The organism is Flavobacterium sp. MAHUQ-57 (assembly GCF_051908335.1).
Lineage (GTDB): Bacteria > Bacteroidota > Bacteroidia > Flavobacteriales > Flavobacteriaceae > Flavobacterium.
On the sequence record NZ_JBPZTE010000006.1, the window covers coordinates 411,076 to 434,345 of the forward strand.

The 23,270-nt window shown below is 34.5% G+C and carries 23 protein-coding genes; 8 read left to right on the plus strand and 15 right to left on the minus strand.

What is annotated here, in order from left to right; all coding sequences use genetic code 11:
* Positions 1 to 10: 10 nt before the first annotated feature.
* The 7 genes from ACS8MM_RS02120 to ACS8MM_RS02150 form a co-directional block, all read right to left on the minus strand.
* The gene (locus ACS8MM_RS02120; protein ID WP_379712549.1) at positions 11 to 856 is read right to left on the minus strand and encodes a substrate-binding domain-containing protein; all 846 of its coding nucleotides are present in this window, start codon (positions 854 to 856) and stop codon (positions 11 to 13) included.
* Between the two features lie 28 nt (positions 857 to 884).
* Positions 885 to 1,403 (minus strand): GNAT family N-acetyltransferase, encoded by a 519-nt coding sequence (locus ACS8MM_RS02125; RefSeq protein WP_379712551.1) that lies wholly within the window; start codon positions 1,401 to 1,403, stop codon positions 885 to 887.
* Entirely contained in the window at positions 1,403 to 1,924 is a 522-nt protein-coding gene (locus ACS8MM_RS02130; protein WP_379712553.1) for a GNAT family N-acetyltransferase, read from the minus strand. Before ACS8MM_RS02130 ends, ACS8MM_RS02125 begins: the two co-directional genes overlap by 1 nt.
* Positions 1,925 to 2,200 carry a hypothetical protein gene (locus ACS8MM_RS02135; protein WP_379712555.1) on the minus strand — a complete coding sequence of 92 codons (276 nt, stop codon included), beginning with the start codon at positions 2,198 to 2,200 and terminating at the stop codon, positions 1,925 to 1,927.
* Positions 2,201 to 3,073 (minus strand): nucleoside phosphorylase, encoded by an 873-nt coding sequence (locus ACS8MM_RS02140; RefSeq protein ID WP_379712557.1) that lies wholly within the window; start codon positions 3,071 to 3,073, stop codon positions 2,201 to 2,203.
* 11 nt (positions 3,074 to 3,084) lie between these two features.
* Positions 3,085 to 3,417, minus strand: a complete 333-nt coding sequence (locus tag ACS8MM_RS02145) for a translation initiation factor (RefSeq protein WP_379712559.1) — start codon at positions 3,415 to 3,417, stop codon at positions 3,085 to 3,087.
* A gap of 80 nt (positions 3,418 to 3,497) precedes the next feature.
* Complete coding sequence (locus ACS8MM_RS02150; protein WP_379712561.1) at positions 3,498 to 4,451, minus strand: isopenicillin N synthase family dioxygenase; 954 nt, start codon at positions 4,449 to 4,451, stop codon at positions 3,498 to 3,500.
* 176 nt (positions 4,452 to 4,627) lie between these two features.
* Between ACS8MM_RS02150 and ACS8MM_RS02155 the strand changes: the two genes are divergently transcribed.
* Positions 4,628 to 6,604: an alpha-ketoacid dehydrogenase subunit alpha/beta gene (locus ACS8MM_RS02155; protein ID WP_379712563.1), complete on the plus strand. Its 1,977-nt coding sequence runs from the start codon at positions 4,628 to 4,630 to the stop codon at positions 6,602 to 6,604.
* 149 nt (positions 6,605 to 6,753) lie between these two features.
* Here the strand turns inward: ACS8MM_RS02155 and ACS8MM_RS02160 are convergent, their stop codons facing one another.
* From ACS8MM_RS02160 to ACS8MM_RS02180, 5 genes are read right to left on the minus strand one after another with little or no spacing between them, the layout of a single operon-like run.
* The gene (locus tag ACS8MM_RS02160; RefSeq protein WP_379712565.1) at positions 6,754 to 7,776 is read right to left on the minus strand and encodes a pyridoxal phosphate-dependent aminotransferase; all 1,023 of its coding nucleotides are present in this window, start codon (positions 7,774 to 7,776) and stop codon (positions 6,754 to 6,756) included.
* Positions 7,777 to 7,794: 18 nt separating this feature from the next.
* Positions 7,795 to 9,216 carry an FAD-binding protein gene (locus tag ACS8MM_RS02165; protein ID WP_379712567.1) on the minus strand — a complete coding sequence of 474 codons (1,422 nt, stop codon included), beginning with the start codon at positions 9,214 to 9,216 and terminating at the stop codon, positions 7,795 to 7,797.
* Complete coding sequence (locus ACS8MM_RS02170) at positions 9,194 to 9,667, minus strand: hypothetical protein (RefSeq protein WP_379712569.1); 474 nt, start codon at positions 9,665 to 9,667, stop codon at positions 9,194 to 9,196. The genes ACS8MM_RS02165 and ACS8MM_RS02170 overlap by 23 nt, the downstream gene beginning before the upstream one ends.
* The gene (locus tag ACS8MM_RS02175) at positions 9,660 to 10,607 is read right to left on the minus strand and encodes a VOC family protein (RefSeq protein WP_379712571.1); all 948 of its coding nucleotides are present in this window, start codon (positions 10,605 to 10,607) and stop codon (positions 9,660 to 9,662) included. The genes ACS8MM_RS02170 and ACS8MM_RS02175 overlap by 8 nt, the downstream gene beginning before the upstream one ends.
* Positions 10,608 to 10,645: 38 nt before the next feature.
* Entirely contained in the window at positions 10,646 to 11,494 is an 849-nt protein-coding gene (locus tag ACS8MM_RS02180) for a DsbA family protein (protein ID WP_379712573.1), read from the minus strand.
* Between the two features lie 115 nt (positions 11,495 to 11,609).
* On the opposite strand from ACS8MM_RS02180, the gene ACS8MM_RS02185 reads away from it, so the two are divergent.
* On the plus strand, positions 11,610 to 11,978 hold the full coding sequence (locus ACS8MM_RS02185) for a winged helix-turn-helix transcriptional regulator (protein WP_379712574.1): 369 nt from the start codon (positions 11,610 to 11,612) through the stop codon (positions 11,976 to 11,978).
* Positions 11,979 to 12,131: 153 nt separating this feature from the next.
* Here the strand turns inward: ACS8MM_RS02185 and ACS8MM_RS02190 are convergent, their stop codons facing one another.
* On the minus strand, positions 12,132 to 13,187 hold the full coding sequence (locus ACS8MM_RS02190) for a helix-turn-helix transcriptional regulator (RefSeq protein WP_379712576.1): 1,056 nt from the start codon (positions 13,185 to 13,187) through the stop codon (positions 12,132 to 12,134).
* Between the two features lie 43 nt (positions 13,188 to 13,230).
* Positions 13,231 to 13,848 carry an HD domain-containing protein gene (locus ACS8MM_RS02195; protein ID WP_379712578.1) on the minus strand — a complete coding sequence of 206 codons (618 nt, stop codon included), beginning with the start codon at positions 13,846 to 13,848 and terminating at the stop codon, positions 13,231 to 13,233.
* A gap of 172 nt (positions 13,849 to 14,020) precedes the next feature.
* On the opposite strand from ACS8MM_RS02195, the gene ACS8MM_RS02200 reads away from it, so the two are divergent.
* The 5 genes from ACS8MM_RS02200 (at position 14,021) to ACS8MM_RS02220 (ending at position 21,558) form a co-directional block, all read left to right on the plus strand.
* Positions 14,021 to 16,594 (plus strand): ligand-binding sensor domain-containing protein, encoded by a 2,574-nt coding sequence (locus ACS8MM_RS02200; protein WP_379712580.1) that lies wholly within the window; start codon positions 14,021 to 14,023, stop codon positions 16,592 to 16,594.
* Positions 16,595 to 16,829: 235 nt separating this feature from the next.
* Positions 16,830 to 18,539, plus strand: coding sequence for a hypothetical protein (locus tag ACS8MM_RS02205; RefSeq protein ID WP_379712582.1), 1,710 nt, complete (start codon positions 16,830 to 16,832; stop codon positions 18,537 to 18,539).
* 163 nt (positions 18,540 to 18,702) lie between these two features.
* Complete coding sequence (locus ACS8MM_RS02210; protein ID WP_379712584.1) at positions 18,703 to 19,425, plus strand: hypothetical protein; 723 nt, start codon at positions 18,703 to 18,705, stop codon at positions 19,423 to 19,425.
* A gap of 103 nt (positions 19,426 to 19,528) precedes the next feature.
* Positions 19,529 to 20,089 (plus strand): hypothetical protein, encoded by a 561-nt coding sequence (locus tag ACS8MM_RS02215; RefSeq protein ID WP_379712586.1) that lies wholly within the window; start codon positions 19,529 to 19,531, stop codon positions 20,087 to 20,089.
* A gap of 47 nt (positions 20,090 to 20,136) precedes the next feature.
* On the plus strand, positions 20,137 to 21,558 hold the full coding sequence (locus ACS8MM_RS02220; RefSeq protein WP_379712588.1) for an RtcB family protein: 1,422 nt from the start codon (positions 20,137 to 20,139) through the stop codon (positions 21,556 to 21,558).
* Between the two features lie 233 nt (positions 21,559 to 21,791).
* Here the strand turns inward: ACS8MM_RS02220 and ACS8MM_RS02225 are convergent, their stop codons facing one another.
* Positions 21,792 to 21,977, minus strand: a complete 186-nt coding sequence (locus tag ACS8MM_RS02225; RefSeq protein WP_379712590.1) for a hypothetical protein — start codon at positions 21,975 to 21,977, stop codon at positions 21,792 to 21,794.
* Positions 21,978 to 22,157: 180 nt separating this feature from the next.
* Between ACS8MM_RS02225 and ACS8MM_RS02230 the strand changes: the two genes are divergently transcribed.
* Positions 22,158 to 23,249, plus strand: a complete 1,092-nt coding sequence (locus ACS8MM_RS02230) for a hypothetical protein (RefSeq protein ID WP_379712592.1) — start codon at positions 22,158 to 22,160, stop codon at positions 23,247 to 23,249.
* Positions 23,250 to 23,270: the final 21 nt, after the last annotated feature.

Sequence of the window (23,270 nt, forward strand, 5' to 3'; positions counted from 1 at the left end):
AAATAACGAATTATTTAACTACCGATTCATAAGGCATTTTATTTTCAATTAAATTTAACGCTAACAATTGCTCCTGTACTTTATGAAATGTGTTTTTATCCAATTGTTTTTGTGACCAGCGAGTTAGCTTCAACCATTCTTGAATATCTGTTAGTTCTTGGTGATAACGGGAAGCTAAAGTTCTGTCGATACTCGGTATGATTTTAAATTCGGCTGTAGTATTGTTAATGATTTCCAAAATTAATTCTATTGTAGCTGAGTTGTTTTGTAAAAACTCGTTACGTACTGCAATCACAAAACAAGGCCATGGAGTAGGGCAGTCAGCAATCCTTCTGAAAGTGCCATTGTCTACCAGTGGTTTGGTCATAAAGCGTTCCCACATGAAATAATCTGCCTTGTTGTTTTTTAGGGCTTCCACTGCGCCATCAATAGTATTCACAATCTCAAACTCTAAATCAGATGTATTCCAATTTTGTTGTTGAGCATTCACATAACTCATTAAATGACTACCTGAACCAATTCTTGATATAGCAGATGTAGTTTTCTCTAAATCAGATAATTGCGAATAATTAGAGTTTGCATCAACATGGATTCCCCAAATTAAAGGGGATTGTACGTACACTTGAACAATTGAAGAATCATTTCCTGCTGTAATATCTTTGATGATACCTTCAGTAAGAATAACGGCAATATCTGTTTCATTGTTACGAAGCATTTGACACATTTTACCGGTTCCTTCGGGTACATCTGTCCATTGTAAATCGATACCGACTTGATCAAATTCACCATTTTCTATGCACAAATGCCAAGGTAGGTTAAAATGTTCCGGTACTCCGGCAATTCTTACTGTTTTCATTCTAAACGTATTTTAGTAAATCTATTATTTAATTGGAGGCGTACCAAACACATGGTACTTCATTATTCCAGATAAATTCGTTTTTGAGATTCAATCCAATTTTTTCTAAAATTCTTCTTGAACCCAAATTGTCAATATGTGCTGAAGCATATAAAACATCTACTTTGAGTTCGTTGAATGCGAAGTCGTACCAGGCTTTGGCTGATTCGTAAGCATATCCCTTTCCCCAAAATTCTTCACGAAAACGATACCCGATTTCATAAAAGTTGATATGGTTGTTTTCTTCTTCAGTGATGAATTTTATACCGGACCACCCAATAAATTCTCCGGTTTCTTTAAGTATAACAGCAAAGCGGGCGATACCATTATTTTTGTATTGGTTTTGAAGGTTTTCAATATAACCGATACTTTCTTCTAATGTTTTAACAGGATGGTTTCCCAAGTATTGATGTACATTCGGATTACTGTCCAATAAAAACATGCCTTCAGCATCAGTTAGTTCTATAGGTCTTAAAATAAGACGTTCCGTTTCTAATTTGATATTCATTACAATTTATTTTTCAAAAGATACCAATTGTATTCAATGTCTTTTGCAATATACTTGTTCTCAAATGTAAAACCAATGACTTTAAGCAAACTGTTGGAGGCAGTATTTTCGCTTTCAGCATAGGCATATATTGTTTTCAATTTCATTTCATTCCATCCGTAGTGAATCCAAAATAATGCGGCTTCTTTAGCATAACCTTTTCGCCAGTAATTTTCTGAGAATCGGTACCCTAAATCATAGAAGTTAGAATGTCCATTTTCTTCAATATCTCTAAATCTTAAACCGGAGAGCCCTATTAATTTGTTGTTTTCCTTTAAAATGACGGCATATCTACCAATACCGTTTTTTGAATATTCATTCCGAGTTTTATCGATCAATGCTTTGGTTTCCGATAATGTTTCTATCGGATTTCTCAAATATCGATTGACATTGGGATTATTATTCATTTCAAAGATATCATCGGCATCCGTAATTTTCAACGGGCGGAGTAATAGTCGGTCGGTTTCAAATAGTAAATCCATTTAAAAATCGGTTGGTGTACTATTCCTAAAATAAGCCAACATTAATACAACAATAAGCATTTCTACGGCTATTAATTTCCAATATTTCACTTCCTTTTTTTGGAAGTAATAATCTGAAAACCATAAAAGTACTGCTATAGTGGGGTATATTAAAAAATAAAGTAAACTCCAGTCAAAACCTTCAGCTGCCATTTGGAGCATAGGAATACAATACAATATTGAAAATACACCTATAATTCCTGATGTTATATTGAATGGAGTATACTTATAATTCATTTATTCCGATAATTTCTTCAATGTATACGCAATAAGAGCGTCAACCGCTTTGTATGGGTCGGCACTAAAAGTACCAGTTGCTCTATTGGCGATAATTGCATTTAATGATAAGGTTTCGTGACCTAAAAGCTTTCCAAGTCCATAAATAGCAGCAGTTTCCATTTCCAAGTTGGTCATTTGAGTGCCGTTGTAATTGAAGGCGTCCATTTTACTGTTCAGTTCTGAATCTTGAATATTCAAACGTAATACACGACCTTGTGGTCCGTAAAAACCTCCTGCCGTTCCTGTGAAACCTTTGTGGATTTCCTCACTTTCGATAAATTTCTCCAATTTTTCAGAGCAAGCAACTACATAAGGTCTTCCTTTACGTAAATCCCAATTGGTTTGTTCTACAAAAGCAGTTTCGATGTCTTTTTCAGAAATGTCGTCAATTAAATATGAACGCAACATATTGTCCAGACCCAATCCGTATTTTGACATTACAAAACTATCACAAGGAATATCTGCTTGCAAAGAACCCGAAGTTCCAATACGAATAATGTTTAGTTTAGTTAAATTTTCTTTGGGTTGGCGTGTCTCAAGGTCAATGTTAACCAAGGCATCCAATTCGTTCATTACAATATCAATATTGTCAGGTCCAATTCCTGTAGACATTACAGTGATTCGTTTCCCTTTTAACGTTCCTGTTTGGGTTTTGAATTCTCTTTTTTGTGTTGAAAACTCAATAGAGTCGAAGAATTGGGTAATTTTCTCTACACGATGTTGGTCACCAACAAAGATAATATCATGTGCAATATGTTCCGGTTTAAGGTTTAAGTGGTATACACTTCCGTCTGGGTTCAGAATTAATTCTGATGATTTAATTTCACTCATTATTGTATGTTTTATCCGCCTACGCGTTTTACTTTAAATCCTTTTTCTTTTAAAATAGTCATAATTTTATCACGGTAATCTCCCTGAATAATGATGCTCCCGTCTTTAAAACTTCCACCAACACTTAGTTTAGTTTTGATTTCTTTGGCTAAAAGTTTAAAGTCTTCGTCTTCACCTTCGTATCCTTCAATTATGGTGATAGGCTTCCCTTTTCTTTTTTCGTACTTACAAATCATTGGTTCCTTTTGAACGTATAATTCGTGTTCAGTTTCTTCAACTTCATCCGGTTCATTGGAAGGAATATGGTCAGGGAATAAATTTTTTAATTGGTCTTGTAAATCCATAGTAGTGTAAAATTACAAAAAAAGAAAAATCCCAAACCCCAAACAAGTTGGAATTTGGAATTTTAAATTATTGGAATTTATTATTTCTTGATCAATCCTAAATCAACCAAACGCTCATACAAGAATTCACCTGCAGTGATATCTTCATACAATTTTGGGTTGTTTTCATCGATACATTTGTCCAAACAGTTTAAAGACATGTCACCAACCGGGTGCATGAAAAACGGAATGGAAAAACGTGAAGTTCCCCACAATTCTCTTGGAGGGTTTACTACTTGATGAATAGTTGATTTTAATTTATTGTTGGTGTGACGAGATAACATGTCGCCTACGTTAATTACTAATTCATCCGGTTCAGCAATGGCGTCAATCCATTGTCCGTCGTGATTTTGTACTTGTAAACCTTTTCCTTGCGCACCCATTAATAAAGTGATCAAGTTTATGTCACCATGAGCAGCAGCACGTACGGCACCGTCTTTGGGTTCGTCGGTAATAGGAGGGTAGTGGATTGGTCTTAAGATACTGTTTCCGTCTTTGATGTATTGATCAAAGTAGAACTCGTCTAGTCCAATGTAAATAGCCAAAGCTCTTAATACATATACACCGGTTTTTTCCAACATCTGGTAAGCTTCTTTACCTACCTGATTAAATTTTGGTAATTCGGAAACTTCAACATTGGCAGGATATTCTTCTGCATATTTTGAGCCTTCACTCACGTATTGGCCAAAGTGCCAAAACTCTTTTAAGTCACCTGCTGAACGACCTTTAGCATGTTCTTTACCAAAAGAAACATAACCTCTTTGTCCTCCAATACCAGGTATTTCGTATTTCTCTTTCACTTCTAGAGGTAAGTTAAAGAAATTACGAACTTCGCCGTATAAATCCTCAACCAATTTGTCATCTAAAAAGTGACCTTTTAGTGCTACGAAACCAATTTCTTCGTAGGCTTTTCCGATTTCATTTACAAATTTTTGTTTACGTACCGGGTCATCCGATAGGAAATCACGTAAGTCAACACTTGGAATGTTTTGCATTGTACTTAGTTTTTGTTAATAACTTTTTTCAGGATAAAACCTTGATTTGACAAATGTAAATATAAATAAATTATATCTATTTTAAAAGTTATTAACAATGGCAAAAAATATCACAAAACCCGTGTTATCTGTTATTTTTTTTTAATTTTGGGAGCGATTTAAAAACCATACAAAGAATGGACTTCGAAAGAAAGAACTTAACCAACGAGCAGCTTTTAGATTTATATAAAAAGTTACTGAAACCGAGATTGATAGAAGAGAAAATGTTAATTCTTATCCGTCAGGGTAAGGTATCCAAATGGTTCTCCGGAATTGGTCAGGAAGCAATATCTGTAGGTATTACTTCGGTTTTAGATAAAGATGAGTATATTTTACCGATGCACCGTAATTTAGGTGTATTTACAACACGTGATATTCCATTACACCGTTTGTTCTCACAATGGCAAGGGAAAAGAAACGGTTTTACCAAAGGTCGAGACCGAAGCTTTCACTTTGGCACACAAGAATACAAGATTATTGGTATGATTTCACATTTGGGGCCTCAAATGGGTATTGCCGATGGTATTGCTTTAGCGAACAAACTTCGTAAAAACGGCAAAGTAACTGCTGTATTTACAGGTGAGGGAGCAACTTCAGAAGGTGATTTTCATGAAGCGTTGAATATTGCTTCGGTTTGGGATTTACCGGTGCTATTTGTGATTGAAAACAATGGTTACGGATTATCAACACCAACCAATGAACAATACCGTTGCAAACAGTTGGCAGACAGAGGTGTGGGCTATGGAATGGAAAGCCATGTGGTAGATGGGAATAATATTTTAGAAGTGTATAATTTGATTGCCCAATTGAAAGCTTCAATGATAGAAAATCCTCGTCCTGTTCTTTTAGAGTTCATGACATTCCGAATGAGAGGTCACGAAGAGGCGAGTGGTACCAAATATGTGCCACAAGAATTAATGGATATGTGGGCGGAAAAAGATCCGGTAGAGAATTATAGAAAATATTTGAAACTGACTGCTGTACTTTCGGAAGAGGAAGATGAAGCAATTCGTACTGAAATCAAGAAAGAAATCGATACCGATTGGGCTAAAGTTCAGGAAGAACCTGAAATTGTTGCCGATCTGAATGAAGAATTAAACGATGTGTACCGTCCATGGGAATACGAGCAAATTGATCATTTTGATGAATTGGAAAATATTCGTGTGATTGATGCTATTTCTAATGGTTTGCGCCAGTCAATGGAACGCCATGACAACTTGGTTATCATGGGGCAAGACATTGCAGAATATGGCGGAGCATTCAAAATAACTGATGGTTTCGTAGCGGAGTTTGGAAAAGAACGTGTGCGCAATACGCCAATCTGTGAAAGTGCTATTGTATCGGCTGCCAACGGTTTGTCTATCAATGGCTTTAAAGCTGTAGTTGAAATGCAGTTTGCGGATTTCGTTTCAACTGGTTTTAATCCAATTGTCAATCTTTTAGCGAAACAACACTACCGTTGGCAGGAAAACTCCGACGTGGTAGTGCGTATGCCTTGCGGTGGTGGAACACAAGCTGGACCTTTCCACTCACAAACCAATGAAGCTTGGTTTACCAAAACGCCGGGATTAAAAGTGGTTTACCCTGCGTTTCCTTATGATGCGAAAGGATTATTAAATACTGCTATTAACGATCCTAATCCGGTGATGTTCTTTGAGCACAAACAGTTGTACAGAAGTATTTATCAAGATGTACCTAAAGATTATTATACATTACCATTAGGTAAAGCTTCGTTATTAAAAGAAGGAAATGATGTAACGATTATCTCTTTCGGAGCTGGAGTACATTGGGCCTTGGAAACATTGGCCAAAAATCCTGAAATATCAGCAGATCTATTGGATTTAAGAACCTTACAGCCATTGGATACGGAAGCTATTTACGCTTCAGTGAAGAAAACCAATAAAGTAATCATTCTTCAAGAGGACACTTTGTTTGGCGGTGTAGCGAGCGATATTTCTGCGATGATTATGGAAAATTGCTTCGAACACTTAGATGCTCCTGTTCGCAGAGTAGGAAGTTTAGAAAGTGCCATTCCGTTCATGAAATCATTGGAAGACCAATATTTGCCGAAACAACGTTTTGAAACAGAATTATTAGAATTATTAAAATACTAATATTTTATAGTTTATAAAAAAGCCGGAGTAATAGTTCCGGCTTTTTGTTTTAATATGTAAAGGAGATTATATCATTAACACACTTATATTTAACAGATGCTATCTCATTTTGGATTGGCTTGTATATTGATAGAATGCTAAGTAATCAACTACTGTACTGCATCGTCTATACAAATAGGCTTTAAAATTAAACCTTCTATAACTCGAATGATTTTAGTATTTTCTTTTTCTGACCCGATTGTTATTCGAAAAAAATCAGGTGAATTTCTAACTTTACCAATTGTTATCTCTGAATCAGTACATCGCCGTATAAATTCATTCTTTAAACTCTCATTATAAAACCGAATTGGAATAAAATTTCCATGAGATTTAGAAACCTTAACCTCCCCATCCAAAAGCATTTCATTTAAAGTATGATACATTTTTTCACGAGCTTCAATAATTTTTTCAATTCTAGGTTGAATAACTTTCTCAAAATTATTTAGTAAGACTTTGGCAGAAATGATAGTAAAAGGTGAGAACTTGAAGGGAAGATCATTTTTTTTCAATTGGTTCTTGATAGTATCTGAACACATGGCATACCCTAATCTAATGGCTGCTGCTCCTAAAGCTTTCGAGAATGTTTTTAAAACAATGACATTGCTATATTTTTGAGTTAAATGTGCGTAGGAATCATTCGCAAATTCGGCATATGCCTCATCAATTAAAAAAACACTAGAGGGATCGTTAGCTATTTCTGTTTCTACAAATATTGGATCAATTAAAGTTCCTGTTGGATTGTTTGGTGTACAAAACACATAAATTGAATTCTTACCTCTAGGAAACCCCACATAATCGTATTCTAATTCATGATTAAAATCCCAATTAATATGGTTTAGATTGAACAATTTTGGACAAATATCAAATAGTTCGAAACTTGGATTTGGTGTAACAATTCTATTATAGTGCTTTGAAAGCTCCCCTAAGAATCTCATAATTAACCCGGAAGACCCATTACCCAGAATCAACGAGTCATTAGGAACATTATTCAATTGAGCAAGTAAAGCTATAAGTTCTTGAGACTCAGCAACAGGATATCTGTTCCAGTCAGAAATTAATAACTCACTAATTACTTCTTCCTTGATATCTTTTGGGAGATCAGTCGGGAATTCATTTTTATCTAAAAAAATCATACTATAAATTGAACTATTCTATTTATGGAATATATTTAACATGGAGCTAAAGGTATTATTAGGGTCGAACTTTATTTTACCAGCTGTCATCTCAGTCCATTGGTTTCCAAAGTGTACCGCCCATTCTTCTGGGTTTCCAGGTTTATTAATACTGTCACAAGGATATCTGTTTCCTCCATATTTTAAAGCAATCTGATACAATTGATTGTTTAGTTCACTTAAATAATTTATACGTTCTTTTGTGTTTGGATAGGCATTTCTTAATATTCCAATAAAGTAAAAATCTTCCTCAGGCTTTACAAATAAAGGAGTTTGAATGCTTGACGATTTCATTGGAATAAAAAGCACAGGGCCATCGCTCATATCTTCAGCTTTATGCATCGATTGAAATTCATTCATAAAACCAGAAAATTGTGAAAACGGGATAAAAGTAGCTAACTCTGGATGCGCTGTTTTCCCTTTCTCCTTTTCAGTAATTATTAAGGGTGGCTCTTTGGTTACATAGTTAAAAAAATCTTCTTGATAACTATGTTTTAAACCATGCAAAGGAATTTCTTTTTTTAAAAAAAATTGATCTTCATATTCGTACTGTACCAATTCTACAAAAAAGGTAAACTGCTCTTCTTTTTTGCACTTTTCAGCAAAGTAATCGGATTTTTCTGCAACAACGGTTTGTCCCATTTTCTTTTCAAATTCAACCTTTGTATTGGGAATTAAAAAAGCATGTATGCATTCAAAATCAGGTTCTTTTAGTAGTTGCGTATTTAAATCATGAAACTCCTTAGTAGTATCAATAAGTAATTTTGTAACGTGCATTATTTTTGGAGCACGAATTAATTTCATTTTTACCTTGGTAATTACTCCAAACTGCCCTAATCCAGACCTTACAAGGTTAAAAAGATCACTATTCTCAGTACGCGAACATATTCTAATTTCACCATCGCCTGTAACAACTTCTAACTCAAGAACATTATCTGCCTGGATTCCTGAATCATGACTCATAAAGCCCAATCCTCCAGTTGAAATGGTTCCTCCCACGGTCAATTTTTGCCAATCTGTAAGGGTGGGTGGGGTTGCATTTAGTTTTAACGTTTCTCTTACCAATTTTTCCCAAGTAATACCGCCTTCAACAACAACAGAACCCGTTTTTCCATCAAAATCTATGGAAAGAATCTGATTCATCGTCTTGATATTGATGACAATACCTTGATCTACTAAACACTGACCACTTGCGGAATGAGACATCCCTCTTGTGTTAACTGGAATATCGTTACTATTGCAATAATTTATTATCTTTTGTACATCTTCTGTTGATTTAGGGTTCAAACACCCGACAGAATTTACTGTAATTATTTGTCCAAAATCTGTTTTTACCTTTGCTAAGGCTTCTTCTTCGTTACTAAATTTGCCTTCGAATTTAGGTAACACTTGCTCTGTCATTAACATATTTATTTTGGTATTCTTTCATTATCATTTTCTCAGATTCCGTCAGTTCGTATTTTCCATCATTTAGAAGCTGTTCCAATATTTTAAACTCAACGCTTAATAAACGTTGAAGATCTAATAGCTTTTTATTTAAAGTTGTGGAAGGAATAAATACCTGAACACTCATTTTACCATTGATTCCATTTGTTATTAAAAACTGAAATTGTTTTTTAATTTCCCCTTCTAAAATCCATGTGAAATCTAGGGAATCATCTAAATTATGATTCGTATTAGTTACACTTATTTTTGTTTTTACTCCAGTAGAACCAGTAATTTCATAGCAGCTATCATCAATTACAACCAAATTGGTATGTACAGTCCAATATTTAAGATTAACAGGATTTTCTAAAAATGCTATTAATTTTACTTTTTCAGCTAAAACTTCTACGCTAAAAATATTAGTCATGCAGCAAGGTTAACGGATAACCAGCATATTCTTTCTCTAATCTTATGGCTTCTCCTTCGATTGTAAAATCTAAATTCAAGGATTCAAGAATGTTTTTGCTTTTCTCAAAATTGAATGTTTTTAGTGCTAATTCTACCGGAATAACTCCGTTATGAGATTCCTGAATTTCACTTAAGCTCAAAAACTTATCCTTTTCATTAGGGTTGATCATTTTTTCACCTTCTATACTAAACCCCAAAATACTATTTAGGAACTTTCTTGCACTTTGAACTTCGGCAACGTTAATTTGAATATTATCAATTCTATCGACATCAATACTCTCTATAACTTCAAAATAATTTGTTTTGTCTAAAGATTTAATATCATCATCGTTTTTCAAGTTAGGATCATCTAAATAGGACTTCATTGTATTGGCTAATCCTGACATATTATCATGTGTAAAAAAACCTTGTTTCTCAGAAGTTTTATCTTCTGTTTCACTTTTTCTTTCTATCAACTCAATGAAAACTCCTGCATATTTATTCGAAATAAAAAATTGTCTCAATCCTGATAACGGATCTCTTAATATTTTATCTGAAGTCATTTCTATTCCTTTAGTAACTAATAGTTCGAAAATATCTTCAATATCATCTACTTCAAAAGCTACATGGTGTATACCTTGTCCAAACTTCTCATAAAACTTATGAAAAATAGACTCCTTAGTTAAGCCTTCAGTTACCACCATAACACCTTTTTCATTATTTGGCCAACCAAGAACATAGTTCAACATATCATGCTTCCCTTCAGAGGCTGAACCTGCATTAACTAAAATTGTGTTTATTAATTTGTACCCTAGTACATTTTGATGAAAGTCAGAAACAACTTTGGCATTAGGTACAATCAAAGTATAATGATCTATATTAAAACATTGAATTGGTAAATCTAATTTTGGTTTAGTCATTGCAGTTTGTTTTTGAATTTAATTTTAATCTTTTTATATTAGTTTTCGCTTGTTTTCGAATATAACTGACTCCTAACTTTATTGATCATTTGCTCACTTTTTGAAAACCCTTGGGTTATAATCGAAAATTGCCCATTTGACTCAAGCAACACCGTAGGAAATGATCTAACCCCCATTTTTCGAGCAAATTCAAAATCTGATTTCACTAACTCTTTTATTTCATTAGACTCAAATTTTTCTTTAAATACTTCCTTCTTAATTCCAAATTCCTCCACAAAATCTAAGTATGCTTCAACATAATTTGTATTGCTATTATCTAAATAAAAGGCTTTTTGCACTCTCTCATAAAATTCATTTTCCACTTCAGGAGCAAGCGCTCTGATTACGACTACTGCTCTGGAAGGAGGTTCGGTATCAAGGATAAATGAATTATCATACAGTACCTTATTATTGATAGGAAGCCCAGTCATTTTAGCTAGATTATCAAAATGGGGTAGTAAATAATCTCTCATGTTACTAATTGGCTCTGTTCCATAAGGTCTAAGCCCGCCTAATACCAATTGAAAGTCTAATTCTCCATCAAACTCTTTTTTCAACTCCTTAATTTCTGAGGAAAATGCCAAACAAGTAGAGCATATTGGGTCTCCTACATAAATCAATTTCCCACTTTTACTATTTGATAATGTAGAGTCAATCTCATCATTGGAGTTGGGAGATATTGTACACATTCCAGTATTCACATCGCACGCAAAACTGTTTTCGTAATCTGCTTTTTTTGTATTAGTAGTATTTTCCATAGCTTTTGAAGTTTCATTTTTAATTAGCGAACATCTAAGAATCATAACACAAGCCCCTGCTACAATCCAGAAAAATAATCTCGCTTTCATTTTTTTGTAATCTTTTACTCGTTATTTGGCGAAGTTAAATACAAATAGCATATTTTTGATATGAGTTTCCTATAGTAAACTAGTTTCTTGAAGGAAACTAACTTAACTAACTAAAATGAAAAGAGAAATTATACTAACACAACAGTGTAATCAAGAAATCAGAGCCATTTCAGATACTATGGAAATATTATCAGGTAAATGGAAGATCCAAATAATTGCTACTCTAATTGTTCATGGCAAAATGCGATTCATGGAGTTAAAAAAGACAACAAATGGCATTGGGGCTAAAAAACTATCTAAAGATTTGGAAGAATTAGAAATAAACAAACTCATTACTAGAACAGTAATGAACACTAAACCTATCACTGTAGAATACGAAATCACTCCATATGGAAGAAAAATGGAGCACTTAATTCATAAAATTACGGAATGGGGTTTAAAACATAGGGAACATATAATTAATGAAAATAACGAAATCCTGTAGTGTAATTTCCTGTTCTTGAAATACATTTAATTTTAAAAAACTTAAATAAATCGTTTAGCAAAACACTTTTATTAAGGGGAGCCGCAAATGTAATAAAAAGTATTATTGTATAGATTTGCTCAGAAAGCATTAGTGTTTCGAACAGGATTCCTTTTATTTTTGTGTGTCTTGTTTTTCAATCACTTCCAAAGTTGTTTTATCTTCATAATTCGCTATTGTATCGGTAATGATTTTTTTGATGCGTTTCCTAAAATAGTCCGGTTTAATAACTTCCAAACCACTTCCAAAACCCAATAGGATTCTCTCCAATTCAAAATTGACGATAACAAAAATATGAATGGTTACACTGCCGTCCTCGTGTGTTGCAATCAATTTTTGTGAATGATGTATGGGTTTGGTAATAACATAAGGTGCATTAATGTGGTCAATCCAAAGTTCGATACGTACAGGTCGCAATCCTTCATTTACGGTAACACCCACTACGTTTTTATAATATTGTTCGGGGTTGAAATTGTCTTGAATATAAGGTAAGCTAAAGTCATAATCGATAGCCATAATTCGGTCCAATGCTAAATTGGAAACAGGTAAATTGGGCCTTTTTTTTCCAACTAAAAACCAACGATTATTGAACTCTTTTAAAATAAATGGACAAAAATTAAATGTTTGTTCTTTCTTGGATTTGAATGACTTATAGGTAATTACCAGAACTACTTTTTTAATTATAGCTTGGTAAATTTCATCCAAAAAATGCAAACCTTTCAAATTGTCATTCTTATCCAAATGGATGACAGGTTGGGTATGTGATTTCTCGGCATAAATCTTATCTTCCAATCGTTGTAAAATATCAGATACATCACTAAACAATGAAAAGTCTTTGAACTGTTTGAGCATGGAAACTGTCTCGGTCAACACATTGATGTCGGTATCGGTTAAGGGAATATCCGTAATGGAAAAGTCTTCCTCTGCATAATGATAGAATTTTTTATCGTAGACTTCTATAGGTGCGTTGTAGCCTAATTTTTCGCTTCGCATCATTTGTATGTCCAATTGAATAGTACGTTTACTAACCGAACTTTCTTTTCCTTCATATTCGAACAATGCATCACTACAGGCGTTCATCAAATCTTGCAATGTCCACTGACGGTATTTGTTCTGTAAACATTTATCAATGGTTTTATAACGAATAAGTGCGTTTTTATTTTGAGCCATTTGTTATATTTTGGACTTCTTGGATTATTAAAATTATGAGCTTTTAGTTGCTTAAATAGGCGATTTCATGCTGAATGTTTTCCCGTGCTTTTGTTTCGTATAAACTCTGAAAGGTTCCAGTTTGAAAAATGAATGGATTGGTTAAGAAATGAACTAATGCTTTTTTTCTACCAGGTTTGTACATGAAATCTGGATAAATACGATATTCCCTTCTGATTTGTTGTGCGTACAATAGATAATCGTCCCACTCTTTGGCCAATATTCTCAAATCGAAATCGATGAGCCATTTTTCATCGTCATTATTGCTGCATTGATGGTCTTTCGTAGAGAGAATTAAATTGAAAACACGGTATTTATCCAACGATGAATCAGTAGGTAGTATACTAACCGCATATTGGGCACTACGCAATTCGTTATTTTTTTTGGTGATTTTATAGATGTAATCGTGATAGAAAATGGCATACAAGACTTCGTCAGGATGTTGTAGTAAATCGCGATAGTTTTCAAAACATGCTATCATTTCCTGTAAGTGTTTCAGGTTATGATAATAGCGAGATTTTGCGGAATAAGCTTTGTGCAATTCTTTCCACTTTGCTGCAGCTTCAGCATCTGAAAAACCAATTTTAGCGAGCAAGCTCAAAAACAATTCCTCTAAATTCATGATTCCTTTTTATCAAAATTACTAAACTTATTCCACTGTTTAAAATTAAGCAATGATATGCTGAGATTTGGTTGGTTGAAACTTTAAAATATGTACGAATTTTATTGTTATTTTTGAAGCGATTTATTTGTGCAACCTAATACTAAAGTTTTTTTTCAAGCTATATAAGAGTATGAAATCCAATTATTTTCTGCCGATTCTTACCTTGTTTTGTTTCGTAAAAGTATTTGCTCAAGATTTCAAACACTTTACAACAGAAGAAGGACTTCCTAGCAATGAAGTGTACGATGTGTTGCAAGATAAAAAAGGCTCGATTTGGTTGGCTACCGATAGAGGATTGTGCCAATACAATGGCTATGAGTTTAAAAAGTATGCTCCTAAAGACGGCTTAACCGATATTACGATATTTGATTTCTTTCCGCAAAAGAACGGTCAGATATGGTGTGCAACGTTTAATAAGAAGATTTTTTATTTTGAAAACGGAAGTAATCGCTTCATTCCTTATCTATTCAACAATGTAATTGAAGCTTATATCAGGAAAAATAACAAAATTACCTTTTTTATCAAATCGATAGTAGTGGATAATAACAAGAAAGTGTATTTGTCTAATGGTGCAAATAGGCTGATTAGTATTGATGCAAAAGGAAAATTGACAGAGTATGTTCAATCGAATGGAAAGCAGGAAAAAAAGGGGAGAAGTAACAATGCTCCTTCTTATATTCATAGTCTAAAAGTAGACGAAAACTGTGAAATCTTATACACTTCCATCAATAGATCGAATTTTAGACTTCCTGATGGATCCGGTATACAAAGAAAACTAATGAATATTAAGCCTGAAACTCGGCTACTAATTGCCGATAGTATGGTTCGTGTTTTAAGCAAAAATGGTACATTTTTAGACATCAACATTGGTTCAGATTTGCCTGTTTCCGGCGGAAAATACGACTCCAAGCATTTCTGGGTAGGTTTCCGGAACAATGGCTTAAAAATTTATGATTTTAAAGGAAAATGTACCACTTTCTACTTGCCTCATGCTACTGTTTCTAATGTAACAAAAGACTGCTACGGAGGAGTATGGGTTACTACAACCGACTATGGGGTATATTATTTGCCTCCCAATCCCATCAGGAATTTTAATTTGCAAAATAACGTGATTCAATCATTAACGAAAGACAAGCGTAATACTTTATATATAGGAACTTATAACGGTGATTTGTACCGGAAGGAATTGAATAAACCCATTATTCGGATACGGAAAGCTTTACAGAGTTTCCCTGCTAATGTTCAGTTTTTCGAAGGTAAAGACGCAGTGGTTTCTTGTAACGGCAGCCGACTTTTTTTTAATGATCAATTAGTGAGTAAAACCACAATACAGGTAACGAAGATGTCTGATGATAATCCTTCTGTTTTAAGCATGTCTCAATTTGGTTATTATTCCATTTGGGAAAAGGACAAATATGATGAGGGAATTATGGACTTCAGGATTCATGACATATCGAAAATTGGTAGTCGGTTTTATTTTGGAACTATAGACGGATTGAAAATAAAGGAAAAGGGGAAAATAATCCAAATGAAAAAGCCATTACTTCAGTACCGCATTGATGATTTGGATTACTCGGAAGCCAATAAAACGCTTTACATAGCTACATTGGGAAAAGGGGTGCTTGTTTATGATTTGGCCAAAGATCAGGTGTATGCAATCGATAAAAGTAAAGGGTTATCGGATGATATTGTTACCGAAGTATATCGTGAAGATCCCAAAACGCTTTGGGCTTGTACTAATTATGGTTTAAGTAGAATCCGCTTCAGCAGTCCCACAAAATACACTGTTGATTTTATAACTACAGCAAACGGATTGTTGAGCAACCAAATCAAGGATGTCGAGATAATTAAGGATTCTATTTACATTGCTACTACCAAAGGTTTAAGCTCATTATCAAAACAACAGTTTGAACGAATGCAGCTTCAAAAACATTATTTTTTGAGGCTAAAAGAGCTAAAAGTTAATAATACGTTTTATACCATTAGAAACGGAAAGCCACTAAAGTTGGATTATGATGAAAATCAACTTGATTTTGGTGTAGAAGCCGTTTCTTTTAGTGGTAGTGAAAAGATCGAATACCGGTACAAATTAGAAGGATTGGACAAAAGCTGGAAAAATACCAAGGAACGAAAAATTTCATATTCCTATATTCCTCCAGGTGATTACAAAATGGTGGTTAAAGTAATGGACGACAACAGAAGTTATTCCAATGAAAGTATTGTAATTCCGATTCATATTTGTAAACCATTCTGGGAAACATTCTGGTTTATTGGATTTATACTGATTCTAGTAGTGACTCTTATTTATTTTTTCTTTAAAATACGAGTACTTTCTTATAATCAAGATATTGTTAGGGAGTTACTACGATTATTGCTGAAAAAAATCAAAATGAAAGACAACTATTTTTCTTTTAAAGAATCAGGAAAAGAAATTAGAATTAAAACCTCCGATATCTTATTCGTACAGTCTTCAGGCAATTATGTCGATATTGTTACCCCATTGAAAACTTATACTGTGCGTAGCAAAATAAGTGATTTTGTGTCACAAGTTCATGATCCTTTGGAATTTTTAAGGATACACCGTTCTTATATTGTTCGTCTGGATAAAATTGAACAAAAAAGTAAAAAAGCGGTTTATATTCTAAATCATGAAATACCTGTAGGTGAAACCTACATTGCCGAATTGGATAAAATTCTTTTTTAATTTTTCTAAAATAATTTCAATGGAGTTAAGTGCATTATTGCTTGTAAATAAATAATTGCAAAAGAATCTTATCCCAAAAAGTCCTGTTGGATCACATTTAAAAAAATACTGTAAGTAAATAAATACAAAATTCGTCACTATTATATAGGGGGTTCGTCACAAAGCTATTTTTTAAAGGGGTTTATAGCTTGCAATGAAAATACATTTGCGACACAAACTTTAAAACTTTACCTATATGAAAAAAGTCTTTTTGACCCTGTCCATTTTTGTAGGACTTCTGCTGATTTGTATTGTTGGCTGTAGCGAATACGACACAAAAGAAGCTAACGAGGCCAATTTATCGAAAACTGGTCCAATTTCAATTCCATGTCATCCCGTGGTACAAAATTTCCCTTCTTTGGATGCGATCCAGTTGGAACATAAAACATTATACGATGCTTTTATAGCTGGTGCTGAAGAAGAAATCGTATTTGAGAACTATGAAATTGCACACAACAATTTCTATTCATTGCGAAAAAAGGACTATGAAATGACAGAGGGAATTATACCGAATGATCCCTCTTTTGATCCCTTCAATTACACCAGTGATAGTGTTTTGGAAACAATACTGAACAAAGACGGAATGGTGATCATCGCAGGTTACATTTACATTTGGTCTGATGGAACAGTAATCCACAGAGCTCCTTATTCATGTGCCAACTATTACAAATTATTGGATTATTCTCAATTGATCCAATCACCCTATGCTAGTAATACAACTATCAGAAACTATAAAGTTAATTACGATATTGAAGATCTTGTTGTAGGGTTGGATCCACGTTACGATTTTGCTTCACTATCGGAACAAGGTATAAAAGTAGACAACAGAAAGGAAACTCCGGCTAATCTTCAAAAAAACTCTTGTGGACTTGAAGCGGTGATGTCTCACGAAATGACAGCTTATAATCCTGTGAATAAAACGGTAAGATATAAGATTAGCGCTACAACAGCAGCACCCATTGGATTGAACCCAATTAATACCTTCACAATTCCAAATTCAGGTCAATACCAATCTGTAACCATTGTAAACAGTGATGGATACACAGGCTCTTGGGTAGATTTATATGTTGGTCAGTGGTTTGAAGTAGAAATCAATTTCAGTAACTATGCTACGTTAAACGAAGTACCAAAGGTAGAAGCTTACTTGACTTCCATTGTTAATCCAATTAGCTCCAATAGCTGTAGTGACACTTATTTTCAGACTTTCGATATTAAATGCCCGTTATCGCTTTCTCCTAAAATGTTGAACTTTACCACTGGGCTCTATCAGTTTAGTATTGAAGGATTGGATTATTTAGGTGTAACCAATAATTATACTATTACATGGTCTTTCGGTGATGGAACAACACAGGTAACAACGAATTCAGCAGTTGTGAATCACGATTATGACGTACCATGTTATTTAAAAGAGTATCCTGTTAATGCCTATATTACCACCAATACACCTTTATGTACGATTAAATTTGAAACATCGACGACTCTGGGGATTGGAGATCCGTGTAAGCGCGAATCCGCTACTTGGAAGAGCCCAAGTAATGATGGAATTCATACCACAATCAACAGCAAAAAAGTAAGATTGGTTCAAAAAATTAAAAAAAGAGCCAGTATACTTGGTGGGGGGACCGTTTTTGTGAATAAGTTCAGATGCAGAGTTCCCAATACAAAAACGGTATATACTTATGGTCCGATTTCTAAAGTTGTTGGAAATACTTGTACAACTTTAAACATTGAATCGTTTATTACTCCAAACCCAAAAAACCGAACTGGAAAAGGGAGATTGAAACAACGATTTGCCAGTTCCGTGCTATATATGTTAGATTTGAATGCTCCTTACAGTACAAAATTCTCACATACTGACAATTCGAATATTCCTGTATTGACTTACGGATTGACTTGTTCTCAATAATATTGAATTTCTTTATTTGAAAAGCGCCCCTATAAAGGGCGCTTTTTTATTATATCTACTTTCGGTGCCGCTTTTGTTGATCCAATCAAGATGTATTTCCACTACGTAAAATAATTGCGCAGCAGGCTATCACCTTTGTATCATCAAAATGAAATACATAGTTATGTCACTAGCCAATATCGTATCGAAAGCGTATTCCGTATTTGATTATCCAAGACCGGAAAGTATTACTAATGTTTGTACAAATTGTTGTGTAAGTGCAGAAGATGCCCGAAAACTGATTACGCTACCGCTAAAGGAAATTCCTTTGGAATTGATTAACGAATACAATGATCATGCGCAGGCAACGAACTATAATATGGAGGAATTCAAATACTTTTTGCCCAGATATCTGGATTTGTTACAGCATTTTCAGTTTTCTTCCGGATTAGATATTTCCCTGAGTCTGAAAAATCTGAATTTTAATAACGAATTGTTTTGGCAGAAAAAGGAAGAAAAAGAAGTGATAGAAGAATTTGCTTCGGCTTTCATAACCAAATGCCTATCCATACCTTCAATACCGGATGGAGAAGGAATGATTGACCTGTTGAATATGTTTTATACCGCTCAGGTTCCGATAGCACCGCTGTTGGATATTTGGAAAACTAATATAAATGAGCATGGCATGGGAATGATTTGTACTCTTTTGCTTTATGATATAAATGAGAAGGGAACGCGTATTTCAGGAGCATTTGTTTCCAGAGAATTATCCGATTTAGTATTGGACTGGATACGATTGAATAAACACGAGTTTATAGCGTTTATTGAAGATTTTATCATGAATTCAAACAACAAAGAGAAATTTCAGGAGTTGAGCTATTGCTATGATTTCCTAAAGTATTTTTAAAAAAAACTGTAGTACGTAAAATAATTGCGCAACAGTGTTTCAACTTTGTACCATCAAAATGAAATAATAAAAAGATTGTCTAATTTTATAAAAATTAATAAATATGAGAGATTCAGAATTTGAAATTCATCCTTTTAATGAAGGTTTCTACATTAAGTCTTTATTAAATAGAACACGTTCAATTTTGCATGATGTTGAATCATTAAATGAAATTTGGAAAATTGGATATCATGATTGTAAAAATGATGATACGATTCTGGATTTACTTCAAAATATCATTCTTAATGTAGGGGGTATTTCTAGATTTTTTTGGCCTTCAAAGAATACTGGAATTTATAAAATCAGAGCGAAAAAGCTTCGCGAAGTCTATCATGTTTATGATTCAAGTATTTTGAAAAATCGAGATATGCGAAATCATATCGAGCATTTTGATGAGAAATTAGATGATTTTTTAAAAGAATTTATTAACGGAACAGTAATGCAAAAATACGTGGGACCAATAACTTACGTAGATGATATAAGAACATTTTTTAGAGCATATTTTTATGATAAGCAAATTTTTAAGATGCTCAATGTGGAATATGAAATAAAACCAATAATAGCTGAAATTAATAGAATTCATGAAATTCTATTACAGCAACTGGATAACGGTGGTCGATTTTAAAATATCTGTGCAGATGTAAAAAATCTTTGACCCTTAAAAAAGAAGAAATGAACACACCAATCAACGGTAACGATTTATTAGCGATAGGATACCAACAAGGTGCTCCGTTGGGAATCGCTTTGAACATCAATAAAAAAAGACTGGGGTTTACCCGTGAGCAAATGATAGCACTCTATAAAAGTGTATTGGAAACTCCGGAAAATTATCTGGATGATAAAATCTTTGCTAAGTTGGCTTCAGCACTAATTGAAAAAGCCAATGAAAAACCGGAAGACTTTATCAGTTTAAATCAAAATCCGAATGCATATGTACTTTTCGGGGCTGAACATATCGAAGACGGCGCCAAAAAGCAAATGGAAATCGCCATGAAATTACCGGTGACTGTGGCCGGCGCTTTAATGCCCGATGCGCATCAAGGGTATGGATTGCCTATTGGTGGAGTTTTGGCGACTAACAATGCCATCATCCCGTATGGTGTGGGTGTGGATATCGGTTGCCGAATGGCCTTGTCTGTTTATGATATTCCGGAAGCTTTTTATTATGAGCAGGAAGCGAAATTCAAACGGGAATTGGTGGCACATACGAAGTTCGGTGCAGGTCATGGATACCACGGTCAATATCGTTCGGATCATGAGGTATTGGAACGTAAAGAGTTTGCCAACCATACTTTCATTAAAGAGTTGAAAGACAAAGCTTGGTCGCAATTGGGAACTTCAGGCGGCGGAAACCATTTCGTGGAATTCGGCATCATGGAGTTTGCTGAAGATGATGCTGCATTGAACATTCCAAAAGGAAAATATGTAGCCTTACTGACGCATTCGGGTTCGCGTGGTTTCGGAGCAACTATTGCCGGACATTATACTAAAATGGCCAAGCAGGTTTGTAAATTACCACACGAAGCACAAAACTTAGCCTACCTGGATTTGAATTCAGAATTGGGTCAGGAATACTGGATTGCCATGAATTTGGCGGGTGATTATGCCTCAGCCTGTCATGAAATCATTCATAACAAAATGGAAAGAGCCTTGGGAGCAACCGTATTGGCTAAAGTGGAAAACCATCATAACTTCGCTTGGAAGGAAATTTGGAATGGGGAAGAAGTGATCGTACACCGTAAGGGAGCAACACCGGCGGGTAAAGGCGTGATGGGGATAATTCCGGGGAGCATGACCGCACCTGGATTTTTAGTCAGAGGTAAAGGTGAGGAGCAAGCCATCAACTCGGCATCGCATGGAGCCGGACGTCAAATGAGTAGAACCAAAGCCATTCAGAATATTAGACATCACGATATGCAAAAGATATTGAAAGACCACGGCGTTACACTCATTGGTGCGGGACTCGATGAAGCACCTATTGCCTACAAAGACATCAATCTAGTGATGGCATCCCAAAAGGAATTGGTAGATGTTGTGGCAAAGTTCACACCAAAAATGGTTCGTATGGCCGATGATGGAAGCAAAGAAGACTAAAAAATAGGAGAGTAGGAAAGTAGTTTTCTAATGGGTTATTTGACAAAGTACTTTACGATTGCTTTGTAGGTGCTTTGACTATGTTTGTAGCAAAAATGGGAAGTAGTCATCTTTGCTACAATTGCATAGTTAGGCAATGTTTTACTTATCTATATAGATTGGGGACATTTCAAGTTCAAAAGTGCTGAAAGCAATTCAAAAAGGGTTAACTTCAACACTACTTTTCAGAGGCATCACATATCAGTAGGACAATACAGCGCCTCTGCTTCTACACAGGTGATTGTTGAGAGAACAATTACCGATGAACCGTTCGGGCAAGGACAAACAATGTATTCGTCATCACCACTGCCATTAATTCTTTTTTGCTCTTCTCTTGTGAGGAGTTGAACATTTTCTAGGTTTAAAATTCTTTCTTTCATAAAGTAAAGGTTTTAGTTTGTAAAAAAAACAACTGACTAATAATCAGTTAATTAAAGGTAATGAAAACTTTTTTTACTTTTTCAGGCGCTGCAAAAATTAACACTTATTCATTTACATTTCATATGAGATATCATTTTAAATTCTATTTTTACAATTGAAGTAAAAACCACCAATAAGCAATGAGAAAACTAGTGTTGTTTGCCCTATTGTCATTCATCTCTTGCAAGAATGATGTAACTTCTCCTGTTCAGAAATCCCGCAAATCCACAGCTACGGTTCAGAAGACTGAAACAAAAGAAGTAGCTGCCGACTTTTCCGAAGGCTATGATTTTCTTGAAAAGCTAATTAGGGATGACATAGACGAACAGCAATACGAAGAATTGCAAATCAAAAAAATGCCCTTTTCGGTGCATTATCCCAATGATGGTGATCCGTACACGGTATCGTTCTCAATAGTACAACGAACCGATCTTAACCAAGATGGTATCATGGATTATATTGTGGACCGAACTTCGGAAGGGATGTTAGGTGGCAATGCTAACTCCAATCAGCAAGTTCTTTTTTACATTATGAAAGACCGACTGAATCCAAAAGAAGAGTATACACTTCATGGATATGCTCCTTTCTCATATAATGTCATTGACGATTATGAGTTTAAAAACAACAAGTTGGAAGTGAAGGTTTCTCAGAATTTCAGAGTATACAATGCGGAGGAATTGGATTCGACCAAAGCAACGTTTGTCTACCAAAACAACAACATGTATGAAGCCTCGTATTTGACCAATTGCAAATTGGCTCAATTGAAATCGAAATCCATTTTCAAAGCAATTCCAAAAGGGATTAAACGAAAAAGAACCATTGAAGGCCATAATTACACCGAAGTTTTTTCAGAATCGTATACCCAAAACGATACACTGATTACGGCAGAATTAAGCGGCTGTGACAACCTGCTACTGACATTTGAATCGACATTCAAAGTTGAGGAAGGAAAATGGGAAGACGAAAAGTTCAAGAAAGCAGCTGCTTTACAATTGCTAACTTTCCTCTCGAAAAATACACTATTCAATAAAGAACTGACTTTCGTAACCAACTATTGTAAAGAGCATCCTTTAACCGAAGACTACATCGAACTCAAAAACGGTTATAATTTCAGAGTATTGGTTGATCAAAATGTAGATCGTTTCAGAGAAATGCGCATCTTGATCAACATCGATAAAATTACCAATCCGAATCAAATCGAAAACTGGGAAATCGTTACCAGAAAGAAATAGTCTTATTTTACAACGACTGCA

Coding starts and splice junctions, on each gene's coding strand:
- ACS8MM_RS02120 (WP_379712549.1), bottom strand. CDS start 856: ATGAAAACAGTAAGAATTGCCGGAGTACCGGAACATTTTAACCTACCT.
- ACS8MM_RS02125 (WP_379712551.1), bottom strand. CDS start 1,403: ATGAATATCAAATTAGAAACGGAACGTCTTATTTTAAGACCTATAGAA.
- ACS8MM_RS02130 (WP_379712553.1), bottom strand. CDS start 1,924: ATGGATTTACTATTTGAAACCGACCGACTATTACTCCGCCCGTTGAAA.
- ACS8MM_RS02135 (WP_379712555.1), bottom strand. CDS start 2,200: ATGAATTATAAGTATACTCCATTCAATATAACATCAGGAATTATAGGT.
- ACS8MM_RS02140 (WP_379712557.1), bottom strand. CDS start 3,073: ATGAGTGAAATTAAATCATCAGAATTAATTCTGAACCCAGACGGAAGT.
- ACS8MM_RS02145 (WP_379712559.1), bottom strand. CDS start 3,417: ATGGATTTACAAGACCAATTAAAAAATTTATTCCCTGACCATATTCCT.
- ACS8MM_RS02150 (WP_379712561.1), bottom strand. CDS start 4,451: ATGCAAAACATTCCAAGTGTTGACTTACGTGATTTCCTATCGGATGAC.
- ACS8MM_RS02155 (WP_379712563.1), top strand. CDS start 4,628: ATGGACTTCGAAAGAAAGAACTTAACCAACGAGCAGCTTTTAGATTTA.
- ACS8MM_RS02160 (WP_379712565.1), bottom strand. CDS start 7,776: ATGATTTTTTTAGATAAAAATGAATTCCCGACTGATCTCCCAAAAGAT.
- ACS8MM_RS02165 (WP_379712567.1), bottom strand. CDS start 9,216: ATGACAGAGCAAGTGTTACCTAAATTCGAAGGCAAATTTAGTAACGAA.
- ACS8MM_RS02170 (WP_379712569.1), bottom strand. CDS start 9,667: ATGACTAATATTTTTAGCGTAGAAGTTTTAGCTGAAAAAGTAAAATTA.
- ACS8MM_RS02175 (WP_379712571.1), bottom strand. CDS start 10,607: ATGACTAAACCAAAATTAGATTTACCAATTCAATGTTTTAATATAGAT.
- ACS8MM_RS02180 (WP_379712573.1), bottom strand. CDS start 11,494: ATGAAAGCGAGATTATTTTTCTGGATTGTAGCAGGGGCTTGTGTTATG.
- ACS8MM_RS02185 (WP_379712574.1), top strand. CDS start 11,610: ATGAAAAGAGAAATTATACTAACACAACAGTGTAATCAAGAAATCAGA.
- ACS8MM_RS02190 (WP_379712576.1), bottom strand. CDS start 13,187: ATGGCTCAAAATAAAAACGCACTTATTCGTTATAAAACCATTGATAAA.
- ACS8MM_RS02195 (WP_379712578.1), bottom strand. CDS start 13,848: ATGAATTTAGAGGAATTGTTTTTGAGCTTGCTCGCTAAAATTGGTTTT.
- ACS8MM_RS02200 (WP_379712580.1), top strand. CDS start 14,021: ATGAAATCCAATTATTTTCTGCCGATTCTTACCTTGTTTTGTTTCGTA.
- ACS8MM_RS02205 (WP_379712582.1), top strand. CDS start 16,830: ATGAAAAAAGTCTTTTTGACCCTGTCCATTTTTGTAGGACTTCTGCTG.
- ACS8MM_RS02210 (WP_379712584.1), top strand. CDS start 18,703: ATGTCACTAGCCAATATCGTATCGAAAGCGTATTCCGTATTTGATTAT.
- ACS8MM_RS02215 (WP_379712586.1), top strand. CDS start 19,529: ATGAGAGATTCAGAATTTGAAATTCATCCTTTTAATGAAGGTTTCTAC.
- ACS8MM_RS02220 (WP_379712588.1), top strand. CDS start 20,137: ATGAACACACCAATCAACGGTAACGATTTATTAGCGATAGGATACCAA.
- ACS8MM_RS02225 (WP_379712590.1), bottom strand. CDS start 21,977: ATGAAAGAAAGAATTTTAAACCTAGAAAATGTTCAACTCCTCACAAGA.
- ACS8MM_RS02230 (WP_379712592.1), top strand. CDS start 22,158: ATGAGAAAACTAGTGTTGTTTGCCCTATTGTCATTCATCTCTTGCAAG.